This window comes from Pseudomonas hefeiensis, assembly GCF_030687835.1.
In the GTDB taxonomy this organism is placed as follows: Bacteria; Pseudomonadota; Gammaproteobacteria; order Pseudomonadales; family Pseudomonadaceae; genus Aquipseudomonas; species Aquipseudomonas hefeiensis.
This window is the reverse complement of sequence record NZ_CP117449.1, coordinates 3312089-3329263: the sequence shown is the minus strand read 5'-3', so window position 1 is coordinate 3329263 and position 17175 is coordinate 3312089. Positions and strand designations below refer to the sequence as shown.

Annotated in this window: 16 protein-coding genes; 14 read left to right on the top strand and 2 right to left on the bottom strand. The window is 58.7% G+C overall.

The window, feature by feature from the left end; all coding sequences use genetic code 11:
- Positions 1 to 72 precede the first annotated feature (72 nt).
- From PSH57_RS14705 to PSH57_RS14675, 7 genes are read left to right on the top strand one after another with little or no spacing between them, the layout of a single operon-like run.
- Positions 73 to 2298, top strand: a complete 2226-nt coding sequence (locus PSH57_RS14705) for a type VI secretion system Vgr family protein (RefSeq protein ID WP_305415859.1) — start codon at positions 73 to 75, stop codon at positions 2296 to 2298.
- Positions 2299 to 2314: 16 nt separating this feature from the next.
- Complete coding sequence (locus PSH57_RS14700) at positions 2315 to 2773, top strand: DUF6484 domain-containing protein (RefSeq protein ID WP_305383668.1); 459 nt, start codon at positions 2315 to 2317, stop codon at positions 2771 to 2773.
- 15 nt (positions 2774 to 2788) lie between these two features.
- Complete coding sequence (locus PSH57_RS14695; RefSeq protein WP_305383666.1) at positions 2789 to 3901, top strand: DUF2169 family type VI secretion system accessory protein; 1113 nt, start codon at positions 2789 to 2791, stop codon at positions 3899 to 3901.
- Positions 3898 to 4938 (top strand): hypothetical protein, encoded by a 1041-nt coding sequence (locus PSH57_RS14690; RefSeq protein WP_305390389.1) that lies wholly within the window; start codon positions 3898 to 3900, stop codon positions 4936 to 4938. The genes PSH57_RS14695 and PSH57_RS14690 overlap by 4 nt, the downstream gene beginning before the upstream one ends.
- Positions 4938 to 6017 carry an HNH/endonuclease VII fold toxin-2 domain-containing protein gene (locus PSH57_RS14685; RefSeq protein WP_305383665.1) on the top strand — a complete coding sequence of 360 codons (1080 nt, stop codon included), beginning with the start codon at positions 4938 to 4940 and terminating at the stop codon, positions 6015 to 6017. The genes PSH57_RS14690 and PSH57_RS14685 overlap by 1 nt, the downstream gene beginning before the upstream one ends.
- 24 nt (positions 6018 to 6041) lie before the next feature.
- Positions 6042 to 6938 (top strand): WD40/YVTN/BNR-like repeat-containing protein, encoded by an 897-nt coding sequence (locus tag PSH57_RS14680; protein ID WP_305383662.1) that lies wholly within the window; start codon positions 6042 to 6044, stop codon positions 6936 to 6938.
- 46 nt (positions 6939 to 6984) lie between these two features.
- A complete protein-coding gene (locus PSH57_RS14675) occupies positions 6985 to 8226 on the top strand; it encodes a TIGR02270 family protein (RefSeq protein WP_305383661.1) in 1242 nt (413 codons plus the stop codon).
- 171 nt (positions 8227 to 8397) lie between these two features.
- On the opposite strand, the gene kdgD is transcribed toward PSH57_RS14675, so the two are convergent.
- Entirely contained in the window at positions 8398 to 9309 is a 912-nt protein-coding gene (kdgD, locus tag PSH57_RS14670) for a 5-dehydro-4-deoxyglucarate dehydratase (RefSeq protein WP_305383658.1), read from the bottom strand.
- Between the two features lie 359 nt (positions 9310 to 9668).
- Between kdgD and PSH57_RS14665 the strand changes: the two genes are divergently transcribed.
- The 5 genes from PSH57_RS14665 (at position 9669) to PSH57_RS14645 (ending at position 14212) form a co-directional block, all read left to right on the top strand.
- A complete protein-coding gene (locus PSH57_RS14665) occupies positions 9669 to 10175 on the top strand; it encodes a TRAP transporter small permease (protein WP_305383656.1) in 507 nt (168 codons plus the stop codon).
- The gene (locus PSH57_RS14660; RefSeq protein WP_305383655.1) at positions 10175 to 11458 is read left to right on the top strand and encodes a TRAP transporter large permease subunit; all 1284 of its coding nucleotides are present in this window, start codon (positions 10175 to 10177) and stop codon (positions 11456 to 11458) included. Before PSH57_RS14665 ends, PSH57_RS14660 begins: the two co-directional genes overlap by 1 nt.
- Before the next feature lie 27 nt (positions 11459 to 11485).
- Positions 11486 to 12481 carry a TRAP transporter substrate-binding protein gene (locus PSH57_RS14655; RefSeq protein WP_305383654.1) on the top strand — a complete coding sequence of 332 codons (996 nt, stop codon included), beginning with the start codon at positions 11486 to 11488 and terminating at the stop codon, positions 12479 to 12481.
- A gap of 73 nt (positions 12482 to 12554) precedes the next feature.
- Positions 12555 to 13358, top strand: a complete 804-nt coding sequence (locus PSH57_RS14650; protein ID WP_305383651.1) for a carbon-nitrogen hydrolase family protein — start codon at positions 12555 to 12557, stop codon at positions 13356 to 13358.
- Between the two features lie 38 nt (positions 13359 to 13396).
- Complete coding sequence (locus PSH57_RS14645) at positions 13397 to 14212, top strand: HpcH/HpaI aldolase family protein (protein ID WP_305383648.1); 816 nt, start codon at positions 13397 to 13399, stop codon at positions 14210 to 14212.
- An 83-nt stretch (positions 14213 to 14295) separates the two neighbouring features.
- On the opposite strand, the gene PSH57_RS14640 is transcribed toward PSH57_RS14645, so the two are convergent.
- Complete coding sequence (locus PSH57_RS14640) at positions 14296 to 15195, bottom strand: LysR family transcriptional regulator (protein ID WP_305383646.1); 900 nt, start codon at positions 15193 to 15195, stop codon at positions 14296 to 14298.
- Between the two features lie 112 nt (positions 15196 to 15307).
- On the opposite strand from PSH57_RS14640, the gene PSH57_RS14635 reads away from it, so the two are divergent.
- Positions 15308 to 15979, top strand: a complete 672-nt coding sequence (locus PSH57_RS14635; RefSeq protein ID WP_305383643.1) for an RraA family protein — start codon at positions 15308 to 15310, stop codon at positions 15977 to 15979.
- A gap of 73 nt (positions 15980 to 16052) precedes the next feature.
- Positions 16053 to 17108: a TRAP transporter substrate-binding protein gene (locus PSH57_RS14630; RefSeq protein ID WP_305383642.1), complete on the top strand. Its 1056-nt coding sequence runs from the start codon at positions 16053 to 16055 to the stop codon at positions 17106 to 17108.
- The last annotated feature ends 67 nt before the right edge of the window (positions 17109 to 17175 follow it).

Genomic DNA, 17175 nt, shown 5'->3' with positions numbered 1-17175 from the left:
TGGCGACGACCTTGAGTACGCCGCCTTCCTTACGGCCAACTGACGCCCGAACACGAGCCAAGGAAGCCGTAGATGGCAATCACTCAAAACAACCGTTTGGTACAGGTCGACAGTCCCCTCGGCGGTGATGTCCTATTGTTGCAGAGCCTGGATGGCAGCGAAGAGCTGGGGCGGCTGTTTCACTACGAATTGGACCTTACCTCCGAAGACCGGGCGATCAAGTTCGATCAGTTGCTGGGCAAGCCGATGGGCTTGACCCTGGAGCTGTACAACGGAGGCAAACGCTATTTCCACGGGATTGTCTGTAGCTGCCGACAACTGACCGGCCACGGTCAGTTCGCGGGTTACCGCGTCAGTCTGCGACCGTGGTTCTGGCTGCTCACGCGGACCTCGGACTGTCGGATTTTCCAGAACAAGACGGTGCCGGACATCATCAAGCAGGTGTTTCGCGACCTCGGTTTCTCTGATTTCGAAGACAGCCTCAGCGCCAGCTACCGCGAATGGGAATATTGCGTTCAGTACCGCGAAAGCAGCTTCGATTTCGTCAGCCGGCTGATGGAACAGGAAGGTATCTATTACTTCTTCCGCCATGAAAAGGAGCGTCATGTACTGGTGCTGGCCGACGCCTATGGCGCTCACTCCGCGCCGGCGGACTACGACTCGGTACCCTTCTATCCGCCCGATCGGCAAATGCGCGAACGCGATCATTTCTACGACTGGCAACTGGCGCGGGAAGTCCAGCCTGGTTCGCTGGCGCTGAACGACTATGACTTCCTGCGCCCGCGCGCCAGCCTTGAGGTGCGTTCCAGTGTGGTACGCAACCACAGCAACGCTGACCACCGGCTCTATGACTACCCCGGTGAATACCTGCAGAGCAACGACGGCGATCACTACGCGCGTACCCGCATCGAAGCCATTCACAGCCAGTTCGAGCGCGTGCAGTTGTGCGGACGCGCCCGCGGGCTGGGCTGCGGCCATTTGTTCACGCTGACGGGTTACGACCGTGCGGACCAGAATCGCGAATACCTGGTGGTGGTCGCGCGCTATCAGATCCGTCAGGAAGTCTATGAAAGCGGCCAGTCGGACATCGCCGAACAGTTCGTCAGCGAGCTGGACTGCATGGATGCCAACCAGGCCTTCCGCCCTCTCCCTCTGACGCCCATGCCCATTGTCCGCGGGCCGCAGACCGCTGTGGTGGTTGGCCCCAGTGGCGAGGAGATCTGGACCGACCAGTATGGCCGGGTCAAGGTGCATTTCCATTGGGATCGCCATGACCAATCCAACGAAAACAGCTCCTGCTGGATTCGCGTGTCCCAGGCCTGGGCTGGCAAAAACTGGGGGGCCGTGCAGATCCCGCGGATCGGTCAGGAAGTGATCGTCAGCTTCCTCGAAGGCGACCCGGACCGGCCAATCATCACCGGTCGCGTCTACAACGCCGAACAGACCGTGCCCTACGGGTTGCCGGCCAATGCCACCCAGAACGGGGTGAAAAGCCGTTCAAGCAAGGGCGGTTCACCGGCCAACTTCAATGAAATCCGCATGGAGGACAAGAAAGGCGCCGAACAGCTGTTTATCCACGCCGAAAAAAACCAGGACATCGAGGTCGAGAACGACGAGACCCATTGGGTCGGCCATGACCGCAGCAAGACCATCGACAACGACGAAACCGTGCACGTCAAACACGACCGCACTGAGACGGTGGACAACAACGAAACCATCAAAATCGGCGTGGACCGCAAGGAAACCGTCGGCAACAACGAAACCATCTCCATCGGCGTGAACCGCACCGAAGATGTGGGCAGCGACGAGAACATCACCATCGGCGCCAACCGCACCGAAAACGTGCGCAACAACGAGACCATCACCATCGGCGCGGACCGCACGGAAAAGGTCGGTGCCAACGAAAATATCACCATCGTCAGTAACCGCACCGAAGACGTGGGCGGTAACGAGACCATCGGCATCAGCGGCAACCGTAACGAAACGGTCAAGGGCAACGAAGGGATCGAGATCAATGGCAACCAGAGCACCCGGATCGGCCAGAACGAATCCCGTGACGTCGCCCAGAGCCGCACCACTGACATCAAGCAGAACGACAGCCTGGACGTTGGCAAGCACTTCTCCCTCAACGCCGGCGACTCCATCAGCCTGACCACGGGTGCGGCGAGCATCACCATGAAGAAGGACGGCACCATCGTGATCAGCGGCAAGAACATCACCATCGACGGCTCCGGCGCCATCAACATCAAGGCGAACAAGAACGTTGTCGTCAAAGGCCAGAAAATCCTGCAGAACTAGCCACGGAGTGGGCGCCATGACCGTTGAATATCATTTAACCGTTTCCTCCACCGCCACGCCCGCGCGCGTGGATGGCGTTGTGATTGGGGTGCTGCTGGATGTGCCCAGTGCAGATGCCCCTGTGGTCGCCTTCCCTGGCTGCCCCGGCGAAACCGGCCTCGTCGCGCGCACCACCACCCCACTCGCCCGTGAAGACATCGGCGCCCAGGTCGCGCTGATGTTCGAGGCCGGCGACCTGACCCGGCCGCTGGTGATCGGTCGCATCCAGCGTCTGCCGCAAACCACAACGCCAGCCGTCGCCCACCTGGACGGCGAGCGCCTGGAGTTCAGCGCGGAGCGGGAAATCGTCCTGCGCTGCGGCAAGGCAAGCATCACCCTCACGCGTGAGGGCAAGGTGCTGATTCGAGGGACCTACCTCTCGAGCCGGTCATCCGGCGTGAACCGTATCAAGGGCGGTTCGGTGCAGATCAACTAGACAGGTAGTCGACTCATGGAGCTGCTCAACGCCAGCAAACTGCTTGCTGCCTACACCCAAGGCCTGGAGCCCGATGGCCGCGAATCCCTGGTGATCGTGGCCAAAGGCACTTTCAATTTGCCGCTGGACGGCCGTCCGGCAACCCTCGCCGACACTCAGCAGCCACTGCTGATGGCCGATACTTTCTTCGACGAGCCTGGCCTCAGCGCTCCGCTTCAGGAAATGGACTTCGCCCCGATCAAGCCGTTTTGCGATGTACTGGTACGCGGCAAGGCCTATGCCCCGGGTGGGCGGCCCGTGACGCAGCTGGCCGCGGGCATTCGTATCGGTCAGATGAGCAAGGCCTTTTCCGTCCTCGGTCCCCGACAATGGCAACCGGGGCTATTGGGCGTTTCTCCCGGCTTACCGCAGCCTTTTACCGAGCAGGACATCTCCTATGCCCAGGCTTTTGGCGGCAGCCATCCGATGGCGAAAGACCCTGAAATGCGTCACTGTTACCCGGACAATCCGACCGGATGTGGCTGGTTCCCACGTAGCATGGGGAGTGCTGACATTGTCGGCATGCCGATGCCGAACACCGAGCAATTGGGCAAGCCGATCGAGAGTCCCTCTGGCGACTTCCGCCCAATGGCTCTTGGCCCCATCGGCCGCAGTTGGCCGCAGCGCGCTCGCTTCGCCGGTACTTACGACGATGCCTGGTTGGCCGACTGCTTTCCGTTTCTGCCGCAGGATTTCGACAGCCGCTACTTTCAGGCTGCCCCTGATGATCAGCAGATTCCTTACCTGCGTGGCGGCGAGGATGTGCTACTGCTCAACCTCACGCCCCGGGAGCGCGCGGGCTTTCGCATCCCTGAAATGGACGTGCCGGTGACCTTCTTCCTGAAAAAAGGTGGTCATGAGACGGTGCAGGCGGTGATCGATACCCTGCTGATCGACACAGACGCGCTCCAGGTGCAGCTGACCTGGCGTGTCTCCCGTCCACTACGACGCAATATGTTCGAGATCGCCCAGGTGCTGGTCGGCACTATGTCCACGGGCTGGTGGCGCGCCCGCAAACTGGGCAAGGATTACTACCCGTCGCTCTCCTCTCTGGTAAAAGCCAGGCGCGCTCCCGAGGAGACGGACTGATGAGCGCTCTTTGCATCATCGGCTCTGGCATGGTCAGCGCTGTCGGCCTCAGTGCACCGGCGAGCTGCGCGGCGATCCGCTGCGCCATCGACAACTTTCAGGAAACTCGCTTCATTGACCAAGGTGGCGAATGGCTGATTGCCGCCAGCGTACCTCTGGAACAACCCTGGCGCGGCCGCACCAAGCTGATCAAGATGGCCGCCCGCGCCGTCGCCGAGGCGCTACAAAGTACCCCCAACGTCGATCCGGAAAAGACTCCGCTGCTGCTGGGGGTAGCGGAAGCCGAGCGCCCCGGCCGCCTCGATGGTCTCGATAAGGGGCTGCTGCACGCCATCGAAGCCGAACTGGGCTTGCGCTTTCATCCCAGTTCCAACGTCATCGCCCGTGGACGGGTCAGCGCTGCCGTGGCCCTGCTTAATGCGCGTACGCTGATCTACCAGGGCGGCCATCGCCACGTACTGATTGTCGGCGTCGACTCCTTCTTGAACGGACCGACACTGGCCGCTTTCGAAGCACGCGAACGCCTGCTCACCAGCCAGAATTCCAACGGTTTTATCCCCGGCGAAGGCGCCGCCGCCGTGGTCCTGGCCGCCCCCGTAGCCAGCGAAGAGCCGCAATTGGCTTGCATCGGCCTGGGGTTCGGCGTGGAGAAGGCCACTGTGGAGGCCGAAGACATTCCCCTGCGCGCCGAAGGCCTGACCCAAGCTGTACGGGCGGCCCTTAGCGAAGCCGGCTGTGGGTTGGAGCAAATGGATTATCGGCTCACCGACATCTCCGGCGAGCAGTACTACTTCAAGGAAGCCTCCTTGGCCCTCAGCCGGACCCTGCGCGTGCGCAAGGAATTCTTCCATCTCTGGCACCCGGCCGACTGCATCGGCGAAGTCGGCGCCGCCATCGGCCCGGTGATACTCGCCGTGGCACTGGCCGCCAGTCGCAAGGGCTATGGCGAAGGGCCGAACATCTTCTGCCACCTGGGCAACGACGCTGGCGAACGCGCCGTCGCACTGCTCAGTTACCAGACGGTGAGGGCTGCGTAATGGCCAACGAGGTCTTTGCCAACGGTATGGAGATATCCTGCAAGGCGGCGGATGGCAAGTCCATTGCTGCGTTCCCGGATGTCTGTTTCACCCCACCCCAGGCCCCGCCTACCCCGCTGGGGGTTCCGATTCCTTACCCCAATACCGGCATGGCGAAGGACACCATCAATGGATCACGGACGGTAAAAATCAGTGGCAAGGAGGTCATGCTCAAGAACAAGAGCTACTTCAAAACCAGCACAGGGGATGAAGCTGGAAACGCACCGAAGAAAGGGATAGTGACCAGCAAGATCAAGGGAAAGGTGTACTTCACTGCATGGTCGATGGATGTGAAGTTCGAGGGGGAAAATGTAGTCAGGAACATGGACCTGACGACCCATAACCATGCGTCGCAGCCGGGCAATAGTCCTACTTGGCCCTATATTGACACGGTTGCGGCAGCCAACGATTCCCATCCCTGTCACGCCGTAGCAAAGGGATTGAAAGATAACAATTGCCAGCGCCATGTCGATGCAAACACCTACTCAACAGGTGCGGTCAATCGGGCCGGCGCATCAGCGGACTTGTGCGGTGATCCAAAATGCAAAAAAGCAATGGAGTGCGTGCTTACACCCTATGCACCCTCGAACTGCTGTGACGGGAAAACACCACACCATGTAGTGCCTAAATCACAATTCAAGGAGAGAGGGAAAGGTGGTAAGGCGCTCCTGCTCGATGCGCAAGGAGCCAATAAGTACGACCCCGACAAGGCTCCGTGCATTTGTGAAGATGGCCATAGTCACTCCACCGGGACCCACGGTGACATTCATGAAGAGACGAACCTCCTCACGGTGAGTCATCCGGCCGTTGCGCCACATGTTACCGGCAAGACCATTGATCCAAATGCTCGCTGGAGTGTTGCCGAAGCCGAAGCGGTCGGAGCGCAGGCCGCCGAAAAAGGTGGCAGTAAGTGCGATAAGGGCTGCACGCAAAGCCAAATGCGAGAAGGTCATCAACAGATGAATATCGGTCCGACGGACCAAATCCGTCCATCAACGGCCGGACGCGTTCCAGAACCCTCGGATACGACGACCCTATGACATCTATTTTCAAGGAGATTCCACATGCCTGACACACCGTTGAAAGGCCTCATCATGCGCACTGCGGTAGTACGTCTACCGGGCCTTGGTTATATCTATGCCGCAGACCCTAAAAAAGAAGCCGATGAGATTCCACACGCCATTACGTTCAAATACAAGGATGGCACTTTTACCAGGGGCGAGGCCAACTATGATGCCCATTCGTTAGCCGTTGTTTCTCAGCCTGAGCTTGGACTCATTTCCATCTCTGGCGTCGGCTATTACTCAGCCATCATGGCAAGCGGCACCACTACCGGTGACATATTCGACGACAGCACACCTGCACCTCAAGAGCCGAGAACGGGCGGTATTCGCGCGGTGGCGGCGATAAACGGAAAAGCCTTTGCGGTCGGCCTAAGGGGTATGGTGTACCGCTTTGACGGCCCCAAACGTTGGGTACGGGTCGATGATGGCTTACCGAAAACTTTCAACGTGCAGGCGATTCATGGTTTCTCAGATACAGAAATCTATGCAGTTGGCCGGGATGGCGCGATATGGCTATTTGATGGTCGTCATTGGCGCCCTTGCGAATCGCCGACATCGGTGACTCTCACATCGGTCAGGTGCGCACCTGATGGAGCGGTGTACATAGCGGGCCATCACGGTGTGCTGTTGCAAGGGCGCAAGGACATGTGGAGCGTCATCGATCAAACGGTAGTCTCCGATAATATCTGGGATCTGGAATGGTTTATCGATGCTCTTTACGTCTCTACCATGTCCAATGTCTATCGGTTGAAACAATCGCAATTGGAGCCTGTGAACTTCGGTGATGATCCTCCGGCGTCCTGTTACCAGTTGAGCGCCGGTACTGACGTCATGTGGTCGAATGGTGAATTCGATCTTATGTCTTTTGATGGAGTTGAATGGACGAGGATCGTTTGAGTAATTGTCTGGCTTTGACCGATGGGCCTTCCCAGATAGGCTCCTTATGATGTCTTCGATTGTGATTGACCAGCACGCCGAAGAGGTAACGTTCCTCGCGGGCTTGCGCGACTACGCCGTTCGGGCACCCCACTACGACCTCGTACACTTGACCACCCTGGACAATCGCATCGAAGCCCATCTGGACGGCCTACACATCGCAGGTTTACCCGGACTGGAGGTGCTGCTGCAGCAACTGACCCCCACCGCGTTGGGGGAGGTATTTGCCGCCACGGTGCTGGCCTTCGAAACCGGCCATGTCGCAGCCATGGCCACCCTGGCTGGACATATGCGCGCCCACGGAGAAAGCGAACGCTATATGGCTGCGGCCTTGGGTTGGCTGGAGTGGCCGCGGGTCGCGCCCTGGATCGACCGCCTGCTCGCCTCCCCCGAGCCCCTGTTCCGCCGCCTCGGCCTCGCGGCCTGCGGCATGCATCGCCACGATCCGGGCCCCGCCCTGCTTATCGGACTTTCCGATACCAACCCCAGCGTGCTGGCACGTGCCGCCCGTACGGCTGGCGAGTTGCGCCGACGTGACCTGCTGCCGACGATTCGTACCCATCGTCTGCATGAGAATACGGCCACGCGCTTCTGGGCCAATTGGGCCACCGCACAGATGGGCGACGCGCAAGCCCTGGAGCCATTGCGACAATTCGCCGGGCAACCGGGCGAGTTCCAGTACCGCGCGCTCTGCGTAGTGCTGGCCTGGCAGGAACGCGAGCCCAGCATCGCCTGGATACGCCAGTGGGTACAGGATCCCAGGGATCGGCGCATCGGCATCCAGGCCCTTGGACTGCTGGGCGATCCGGTCTGCGTACCGTGGTTGATCCAGCAGATGAGCGACCTGCCCTATGCCCGGGTCGCCGGTGAAGCCTTCAGCCTGATCACCGGTGCTGACCTGGCGCTACTCGACCTGGAATTGCAGGACCTGCCGGATTTCGATGCGGGCCCGAACGACAACCCTGAAGACCCCAATGTCGCGATGGACCCCGATGAAAACCTGCCCTGGCCTGACCCGCAGGCAATCGAAAGATGGTGGCAAGCCAATGGCGGACACTTCCAGGCGGGTACTCGTTATATGCTGGGATTGGCCCATAGCGAACACAGCTTTCAGCAAGCCCTTATCCACGGCCAGCAACGCCAGCGCATCGCCGCCGCCTGCGGCATCGCCCGCTATCGACTAACCGAAGTGCTTTTCCCCACGAGCGCACCGGCTTGGCGGCAAAGGCGCTTGTTATTCGGGCAATGAGCAAGCGCTGTCTTTCGACCAGGAGTCGCCTCGCAGCAACATGAGCTCAATATCGGGCAGTCCGCTGCCCTCCAGAAAACAAAACACCCCGCGAGAGCTTTGCTCTTGCAGGGCGTCGCGTCACTGTCTCGCCGACCACTGTGTCTTCAGTGGTTTTGAATCATGGTGGGGTTATTGCGCGCCCTGTTTTTCGATCAGCGCAGCGAGCAGCCTGTACTCCTCAGAAGACAGGTCGGTGAGCGGTGTACGTACCGGGCCTGCGTCATGGCCGACAATTCTTGCACCGGCCTTGACGATACTGACCGCGTAACCCGCGTTGCGGTTACGGATGTCCAGATAGGGCAGGAAGAAGTCGTCAATCATTTTGCCAACGGCCACCTGATCTTCCCTGGCAATCGCGTGATAGAAATCCATCGCCAGTTTAGGGACGAAGTTAAATACCGCCGACGAGTACACCGGAACCCCCAGCGCTTTATAGGCCGCGGCATAGACCTCGGCCGTCGGCAGACCGCCCAGGTACGAGAGTCGATCACCCAGGCGACGACGGATCGACACCATCAATTCAACATCGCCCAGGCCATCCTTGTAGCCGATCAGATTCGGGCAGCGATCGGCTAACCGTTCCAGCAGCGGTGCGGTCAGGCGGCACACATTGCGGTTGTAAACCACCACGCCGATCCTGACCGATTTGCATACGGCCTCGACATGGGCAGCCACACCCTCCTGGCTCGCCTCGGTCAAGTAATGAGGGAGCAACAGCAACCCTTTGGCGCCCAACCGCTCAGCCTCTTGCGCATATTGAATCGCCTGGCGCGTGGACCCGCCCACCCCCGCCAGGATCGGCACACTGCTGGCGCAGGTATCGACTGCGGTCTTGATGACTGCGCTGTATTCATCGGCCGCCAGGGAAAAGAACTCCCCGGTTCCCCCTGCTGCAAACAGCGCGCTCGTGCCATACGGCGCCAACCATTCCAAGCGCCGCGCATACCCAGCGGCGTTGAATTCACCGCGACTGTCGAAATCAGTCAACGGGAACGAAAGCAGCCCCGAGGAAAGGACGGATTTAAGCTCAGACGGAGTCATTGTTTTATCACCTGTTTTGATTGTCATTGGAAAGCAGTTGATGTCATACGTCATCATACAACAATAAATAAAACAATCTTTAAAACAGATGGCCGCAACTTTCGCCAACCTCTTCCCAACTGATTAATATTCCTTATCTAGTTAATAAGAACATTGACTTAGCCAGCACTGGCTTTGGCATTGACACAACTACGGCGGAAGGAAAGACTCACTCATGTCGTACGACGACATATAACAAATAATAAAAAGGTGACCTTACTTATGCTCCGTTTGCATCTTCTTGCAGCGCGCTCCAATCGGCTCAGCGGCGCGGTTCTCCTTGCAACACCGCCCCACAGCCTCAACCTGGTGCAAGCACGATGAACGCCGTACTGAAACTCTATTTTCTAACGCTGAAGGTATTGATCATTGCGTGCCTGGTTTGTATCACGGCGCTGATCTTCGCCAATGTCGTGTTGCGCTACGGCTTTAATTCCGGCTTGTTCTTCGCTGAAGAAATTTCCAGGTTGGCATTCGTCTGGCTGGTCTTCGCCGGCTCCCAACTCATGCTTCATGAAAAGGGTCATATCGGCGTCGATATCCTGACCAGCCGTGTCTCGCCCAAGATAGCCAAACATCTGTTGACGTTGACCTATCTGCTGATGCTGTTCGCCACGTCGCTGTTTCTCCAGGGCAGTTGGCAGCAGACAGTGATCAACCTGCATGTGGGCGCCCCTTCCACCGGCATATCCATGGGCTTGTTCTATGGCGCCGGGTTGGTCTTTTGCGTCTTGAGCACCCTGCTGCTCTGCGTTCAATTGGTGAAGCACTTGGCCACGCCGGCCGGCGTGCCCTTGTCCTCAGCCGCACACGGGGTGCTCAAATAATGGCCTTGGGCGTTTTTGTCGGCGTGCTGATGGCCGCCTTGCTCATAGGCGCGCCAATCGCCTATGCACTGATCCTCTGCGGCGTGGCCCTGATGTGGCTGCTCGGGTTGTTCGACGGCCAGATCATCGCGCAGAACATCATCAACTCGGCGGGCAGCTTCCCGTTGCTGGCCATTCCGTTGTTTATCATCGCCGGCGAGGTCATGAACAGCGGTGGCCTGTCCAAGCGCATCATCAACCTGGCTATTTCCCTGGTCGGCCATCTGCGCGGCGGCCTTGGCTACGTCACCATCTTCGCCGGGGTATTGCTCTCCAGCTTGTCGGGCTCGGCACTGGCCGATGCGGCGTCACTGACCGCGCTACTGCTGCCGATGATGGTCATCGCAGGTTACAACCGCAACCGCTCCGGCGGTCTGATCGCCTCGGTCTCGGTGCTTGGTTCGATTATTCCACCCAGCATCGGATTCGTGGTCCTGGGGGTCGCCTCCGGCTTGTCGATCACCAAACTGTTCCTGGCGGGTATCGCCCCGGGGCTGATGATCGCCACTGCGCTGGTCATCACCTGGTGGCTGGTGTCCCGTCGCGATAACGACATCGAGCTGAGCCCCAAGGCGTCAGGCAAGGAACGCCTCAAGGCCCTGGCTGACAGCACCTGGGCGCTGCTGTTGCCCGTGATCATCGTGGTCGGCCTGCGCTTCGGCATCGTGACGCCTACCGAGGCGGGTGCGGTGGCGAGTGTCTATGCGCTGCTGGTGTCGTCGCTGATCTACCGTGAGCTCAGCCTGAAGTCACTCAGCGAATTGCTGCTGCGCGCAGGAAAAACGACCGCGGCCGTCATGTTCCTGGTCGCCGCCGCCTCGATTCCGGCCTGGATGATCACCATCGCGGACATTCCGGGGCAGATCATCGACCTCATTCAACCGCTCATGGACAACCCGAAGCTGCTGATCGTGGTGCTCATGCTGCTGATTCTGCTGATCTCCATGGTCATGGACCTGACGCCGACGATTTTGCTGCTGGCGCCGATCCTCGTGCCTGTCGTGACCGCCGCGAACATCGACCCGATCTACTTCGGCGTGCTGTTCATGATCAATTGCTCCATCGGCCTGATCACCCCGCCCGTGGGCACGGTGCTCAACGTCGTCTGCGGCATCGGCAACATGCGCTACGAAGCGCTGCTCAAGGGCACCGTCCCGTTCCTGATCGCCGAAACCATCGTCCTCTTCCTCCTGGTGATCTTCCCTGACCTGGTCACTGTTCCAGCGCAATGGTTCGCCCACTAAAACAACCGACAAGAAAAAGGAAAAACCATGATCAAGCATCTAACCGTCCTGGCTGCCCTGCTGGCCAGCAGTTTGAGTTTCGCCGCCGAGTACAACGCTCACACGATCAAGTTTGCCGCCACCAGCCCGAAGGGAACGCCGCCGGCCATTGGCATGGAGCTGTTTGCCAAGAAGGTCAATGAACGCAGTGGCGGCAAGATCAAAGTACGGACCTTTCCCAATGGCGTACTGGGCGGCGACGTACAGGTGCTCTCCTCACTACAGGGCGGCGTGGTGGAAATGATGACCTGGAACGCCGGCCTGATGCTCAATCATGTGACTGACTTCGGCATTCTCGATTTCCCCTTTATCTACACCGATACCGCCAAGGTCGACGCCATGCTCGATGGCGAAGTCGGCAAGATGCTGATCGACCAGTTGCCCGCCAAGAACCTGGTGGGCCTGGCGTTCTGGGAGCTGGGCGTGCGCAACCTGACCAATAACGTGCGGCCGGTGCAGAAGATGGAAGACATCGCCGGCCTGAAAATTCGCGCGCAACAATCGCCGTTGTTCCTGGATGTGTGGACAGCACTCGGAGCGAATCCAACACCGTTGCCCTTCACCGAAGTGCACACCGCGCTCGAAACCCACACCGTGGACGGTCAGGAAAACCCGGCAGCCCTGATCCTCGCCTCAAGGTTCAATGAAGTGCAGAAATACCTCAGCCTGACCCATCACAACTACAACCCGCAGATCGTCCTGATCGGCAAACCCTTCTGGGACAACTTGAATGCCGATGAGAAGGCGCTGCTGACAGAGGTCGCCATGGAAGTGCGCCTTGAGCAACGGGAGATTTCCCGCCAGGCCGACAGCCGGACGATTGCCGAACTGCGAAGTGCCGGCATGCAAGTCAACGAACTGGCCCCCGAAGAGATCGCGCGCATCCAGCAGAAAATCCGCCCGGTGATCGACAAATACGCCGCGCAGATCAATCCCGAACTGGTGAAGAAAGTCTACACGGCCGTGGATTACCACCCGCAATAACGGCGCCGCCCACCGCTGCGCTGAGCACCCCTCTCAGCGCACGCCTTCCAATCCATCACGAGGAAATCAAACCATGAAAATTTCGGTCGCACAGATCCACCCTGTTGTCGGCAATCCGGCTCAAACCATCGACAACGTCGCTGAGCTGTCACGGCAAGCCGCAAAAGAAGGCTCGCGCTTGATCGCCTTTGCCGAATGCCTGCTGACCGGAGGCTCCTTCGACAGCCGCGAAGACCTGGAAAAAGGCGCCATCAGCCTCGATGCCCTCAATCCCTTGCTGGCGGTCGCCGCTGAAACCGGCATCCATATTGTCGTCGGCTTCTATGAGCAATACGCCGAGTCGATCTTCAATACCGCCGCGCTGCTAGGACCCAAAGGGATCATCGGCCTGCATCGCAAGCGCCATCTGCCCTTCATGATCGGTGATCGTTTCACTGATCGCCCAGCCGAATGGACACCGCCGGTATTCGATACTGAAATCGGCCGTATCGGCCTGGCGATCTGCTACGAAATCCGCTTCCCGGAAGTCGTACGCACCCTGGCACTGGAGGGGGCCGATATCGTTGTCCTGCCCGCGGCCTGGCCCGAGCAGGCGCGCCTGCTGCCGGACATTTTCAGCAACGTGCGCGCTGCCGAGAACATCGTCTATTTCGTCGCCGCGAACCGTAACGATATGGACGGTGGCATGCAGTTCATCGGCATGAGCCACATCATCGAACCGTCCGGCCAGACCTTGATTCGCGCCGGACAAGAGGACGGCATCTTCAGCGTCGACATCGACCTGGGGAAGGCGCGCAACAAGTCATTGATCCGCGACCCCGGCGTGTTCGAGATACACCCCTTCCGCGACCGTCTGCCAGAGACCTATCGCCTCTGACACAACCGCCACCGATAACGCCTTCTCAGGTAATTGCAATGCACAAGAAGATCACCTCGTTGAAAGATCGAATGGCGGACGGCCCGACGTTCGGGATGAACATCTACAGTACGGCCTGCATGCCCATCGAAGTGGCTGGCAACTGGGGGCTGGACTTTGTCTTCATCGATGCCGAGCACACCGCTCTGGGCGTCGATAAAGACCTGGAAAAACTGATTCTGGCGGCCCACTACGCCGCCATCCACAGCCTGGTTCGCGTTCGTGGCACCCTCGAATGGGACATCCGTAAGGCGCTGGAAATGGGCGCTGCGGGGGTCATCGTCCCCCAGGTCCACAACGCTGGCCAGATGCGCGAAATCATCCGCTGCAGCAAATTCCCACCGTTGGGCCGACGCGGCGGTGACAGCTCGGTTCGCTCGGCGAATTACGCCGGCCCTGGATTTGACTGGGCCCATTACACGCAAGAGGAAAACGCCCGTAGCGTGATCGTGCCCATGGCCGAGAGCTACGAGTTCTTTGACAACATCGATGAAATCCTCGATGTCGAAGGCATCGATGCGGTGCATTTCGGTCCGGCGGATTACTCGTTGTCCCGTCAATTGCCGGTCGACTATCGCCTCGGCAACCCCGAAGTCCAGACGCGCTTGGCGTTACTGATCGAGAAATGCCACAAACGCTCCATCCAAGTCATGGTGCCCTGCTTTCCTGCAGACACGGAAACAGCCAGGCGCCTGTTGGACATGGGCTGTGACATGTTGCTGATGGGCAGTGATCTTTCATGGCTGAATCAGGCGGGACAACACATCGCCGCGATCCAAAAAACGTTCCAAGGGGCTCAACACACTTGCGTCTGAGGACCCGCAACTTATAAATAACAGCCTATAGTTTAAGGCCGAACCAATACATTGATTCGGCCTTAAATAATAAATGGAAACGACTAGTTAACCAAGAAATTCTGACGCAACAGCGTCGCCCGAGTCAGGGCGACCAACTCATCGAGTTGCACATCGGGCCTTTCTGTTAAATAAGACAAACAAAACCTCGCCGGCGCGATGGGTGGATGACTGGGCAACACTTTCAACATGTCCACTGCCAACATGTCTCGAATTAACGGAACAGGAAGAATACCAATAGCGTGTCCGGCAGAGATCATCTTGGCAATGAACGCCAGGGAATTACTGGAGTGAAAAGCCTCGGACACACTCCCCCCTTCTTTCAACCAGCGCTCAACGACCGAGTACAAGGTTGAGGGCGCGGAATGCGTCACGATGGGATAGGCGCCAGCATGTTCCGGTAGAAATGCCCCGCCTTCAATTTCCAACTGTGCGGCAGCCACCCACTGGAAGGTCATCCAGCCCAGAAAGATGTCGGTGACATCGTCTCGCGTCATCGGATTGGTCAGGAGTGCCAGGTCAAGCTCGTGATCATTGAGCTTTCGATTAAGCACCGCCCCCACATCAATCGTGATTTCAAGGGTAATCTCTGGAAAATGCGCCTTGATCTCGGCGATGACCGCGGTCAGCCCGACCATTGCCGAACACTCGTCAGCGCCGACGCGCAATCTGCGATTGTGCTTTTGCTTGGCCGCGAACTGCTCGAGCTTGATGCTGTTGTTGAGCGCCAACTCGGCATGTTGCAGGGCGATCAGGCCATCGGCGGTGATGATCATGCGTTGCTTGCTGCGGTCGAAAAGTTTCACGCTCAGCAACGACTCCATCTCGCGAATTCGAGAGGAGATGGCCGGTTGTGTCAGATGAAGATGTCGCGAGGCAGCATGGACACCACCTAATCGAGCAGTCCAATAGAAGGCCTCGATCTGCATCAGGGTAATTCTCATGATAAAAATCGTCCTGGCGTTGACTCGTTGATTTTTATTATCGCATTGGATTCATGCTTGTTAGGCTGCACTGACTGTATCAGACATTCATCAAAAACAAGTAAATCCCAGCATGTATATCATTAAAGAACTACCGCAACAGATCGCCACGGAAGAACTTTCGATTCTTCTTGCGGCCGAGCCGGCAACCATTGGCCACTTTGTCACTAAAGGTATTCTAAGTGCCCATATTAAAGCCCATTTCCAAGACATTAGAGCTGTTGGAACCGCCATTACAGTGAGAATGCCTGGAGCCGATGGGGGCATTTTGCATTACGCGATGGGCTGCGCCAGGCCAGGTGATTTTCTGATCGTGGATCGTTGCGGTGAACGGGTCACGGCAGCCATGGGTGGCGCCATGGCGTATGCGGCCAAGCAGGCCGGCATCGCCGGCATCGTCATTGATGGATTCGTCACCGACCTGAGCGAATTGCGCCAACATGGGGTTCCCATATGGTCTTGGGGCGCCAGTGCCATTACCACTCGGGTCAAGGGCGAAGAAGGCGAGTTTTGTACCCCGGTTCAATGTGGCGGTGTCGTGGTCCATCCCGGTGATGCGGTGGTGGCTGACGAGAACGGCATCGTCGTCATTACCCCGGGCCAGGTTCTCCCACTGGCGCGGCGCGCAATAGAGTTTCAGGAGAACGAAAAAATCACCTTGGCAAGACTGGCAAACGGCGAGAAATTCCCGGATGTCACAGGTTCCAGATCCATCATCGACGCCGCCACATTGGGCCGATCCTGAACAAGAAAACACAGACGCACGTTGCCATTTCGTTTCTGCCATGTAGCTCCCTCAAAAAAACAACAGGACTACCATGAAACCGTACCAGACTCCCCTTCTGATCTTCGCCATGCTCTGCGGCCTGATCGGGCCCGCCGCCTTGGCGGACACCCAGGCGACCACCCACTTCAATGTGATTGGCGGTGGCAGCCACAATTACACCTTCCGCGCGGTGGAGAAACCGTTCTGGAACAAGACCCTGCCCGACAGTTCGGGTGGCACCGTCACGGCGCGTCTCAGAGGGCTATCGGAAAGCGGTCTCAAAGGCGCTGAGATGGTGCGTTTGATCCGCTCTGGCGCGGTTGAAATCGGCATGGGCGTCTTTGCTTTCGTGGCCGGCGACGATGCCTTTTTCGAAGGGATCGACCTGCCTGGCATGGCCGCCGATATTGAAACATCCCATCGGGTTTCGACGGCGTTCAAACCGGTGTTGGCAGAACGCATGGCCGAACGACATGGCGTCAAGCTGTTGGCGACGGTGCCTTACACGGCGCAGGTGTTCTTCTGTCGTGACCCCGTCAATTCGATCGCCGACCTCAAGGGGCGCAAGATTCGCGTACGCGGGCGCAATATGTCCGAGTTGATCAAGGCGCTCGGCGGATCGCCCATGACCTTGCCGTTCGCCGAGGTGGTGACGGCCATGCAGACCGGCGTCATTGACTGTGCGGTAACGGGCATTGGCTCAGGCAACGCGGCCAGGTGGTATGACGTGGCCAACCACCTCTACAACCTCCCGGTGGACTGGTCGATTGGTTTCTATGCCATTGGGCTGAAGCGCTGGCAGGCGTTGCCTGAGCCTGCACAACGCCTGCTCCAGGCACAATCCCAGGTCCTGGAAGACCGGTTGTGGGAAGAAACCGCCAAAGAAAATCACTCTGCATTGGCCTGCAACATCGGCGCGCCTGACTGCCAGATTCACCGTCCGGCCCATATGCAGGTCAGCACGCCGACAAATGCCGAGAAGAAGGTTCTGCAGGACGCCGTTCTCAAGATTGCCAACGATTGGGGCAAGCGTTGCGGTGCGCCGTGTGTCGAGCGCTGGAATGCCACGGCAGGCGCGTCCCTTGGCGTGAGCTTGCACAACCCCTGACCCGCGCCCATGCGTTGAACACCCGTGGAGCTGCGCGACAAAGCTTGTTGCGCGTTCTGAACGCCCA

Coding starts and splice junctions, on each gene's coding strand:
- PSH57_RS14630 (WP_305383642.1), top strand. CDS start 16,053: ATGAAACCGTACCAGACTCCCCTTCTGATCTTCGCCATGCTCTGCGGC.
- PSH57_RS14705 (WP_305415859.1), top strand. CDS start 73: ATGGCAATCACTCAAAACAACCGTTTGGTACAGGTCGACAGTCCCCTC.
- PSH57_RS14675 (WP_305383661.1), top strand. CDS start 6,985: ATGATGTCTTCGATTGTGATTGACCAGCACGCCGAAGAGGTAACGTTC.
- PSH57_RS14700 (WP_305383668.1), top strand. CDS start 2,315: ATGACCGTTGAATATCATTTAACCGTTTCCTCCACCGCCACGCCCGCG.
- PSH57_RS14640 (WP_305383646.1), bottom strand. CDS start 15,195: ATGAGAATTACCCTGATGCAGATCGAGGCCTTCTATTGGACTGCTCGA.
- PSH57_RS14635 (WP_305383643.1), top strand. CDS start 15,308: ATGTATATCATTAAAGAACTACCGCAACAGATCGCCACGGAAGAACTT.
- PSH57_RS14645 (WP_305383648.1), top strand. CDS start 13,397: ATGCACAAGAAGATCACCTCGTTGAAAGATCGAATGGCGGACGGCCCG.
- PSH57_RS14655 (WP_305383654.1), top strand. CDS start 11,486: ATGATCAAGCATCTAACCGTCCTGGCTGCCCTGCTGGCCAGCAGTTTG.
- PSH57_RS14660 (WP_305383655.1), top strand. CDS start 10,175: ATGGCCTTGGGCGTTTTTGTCGGCGTGCTGATGGCCGCCTTGCTCATA.
- PSH57_RS14685 (WP_305383665.1), top strand. CDS start 4,938: ATGGCCAACGAGGTCTTTGCCAACGGTATGGAGATATCCTGCAAGGCG.
- PSH57_RS14650 (WP_305383651.1), top strand. CDS start 12,555: ATGAAAATTTCGGTCGCACAGATCCACCCTGTTGTCGGCAATCCGGCT.
- PSH57_RS14680 (WP_305383662.1), top strand. CDS start 6,042: ATGCCTGACACACCGTTGAAAGGCCTCATCATGCGCACTGCGGTAGTA.
- kdgD (WP_305383658.1), bottom strand. CDS start 9,309: ATGACTCCGTCTGAGCTTAAATCCGTCCTTTCCTCGGGGCTGCTTTCG.
- PSH57_RS14695 (WP_305383666.1), top strand. CDS start 2,789: ATGGAGCTGCTCAACGCCAGCAAACTGCTTGCTGCCTACACCCAAGGC.
- PSH57_RS14665 (WP_305383656.1), top strand. CDS start 9,669: ATGAACGCCGTACTGAAACTCTATTTTCTAACGCTGAAGGTATTGATC.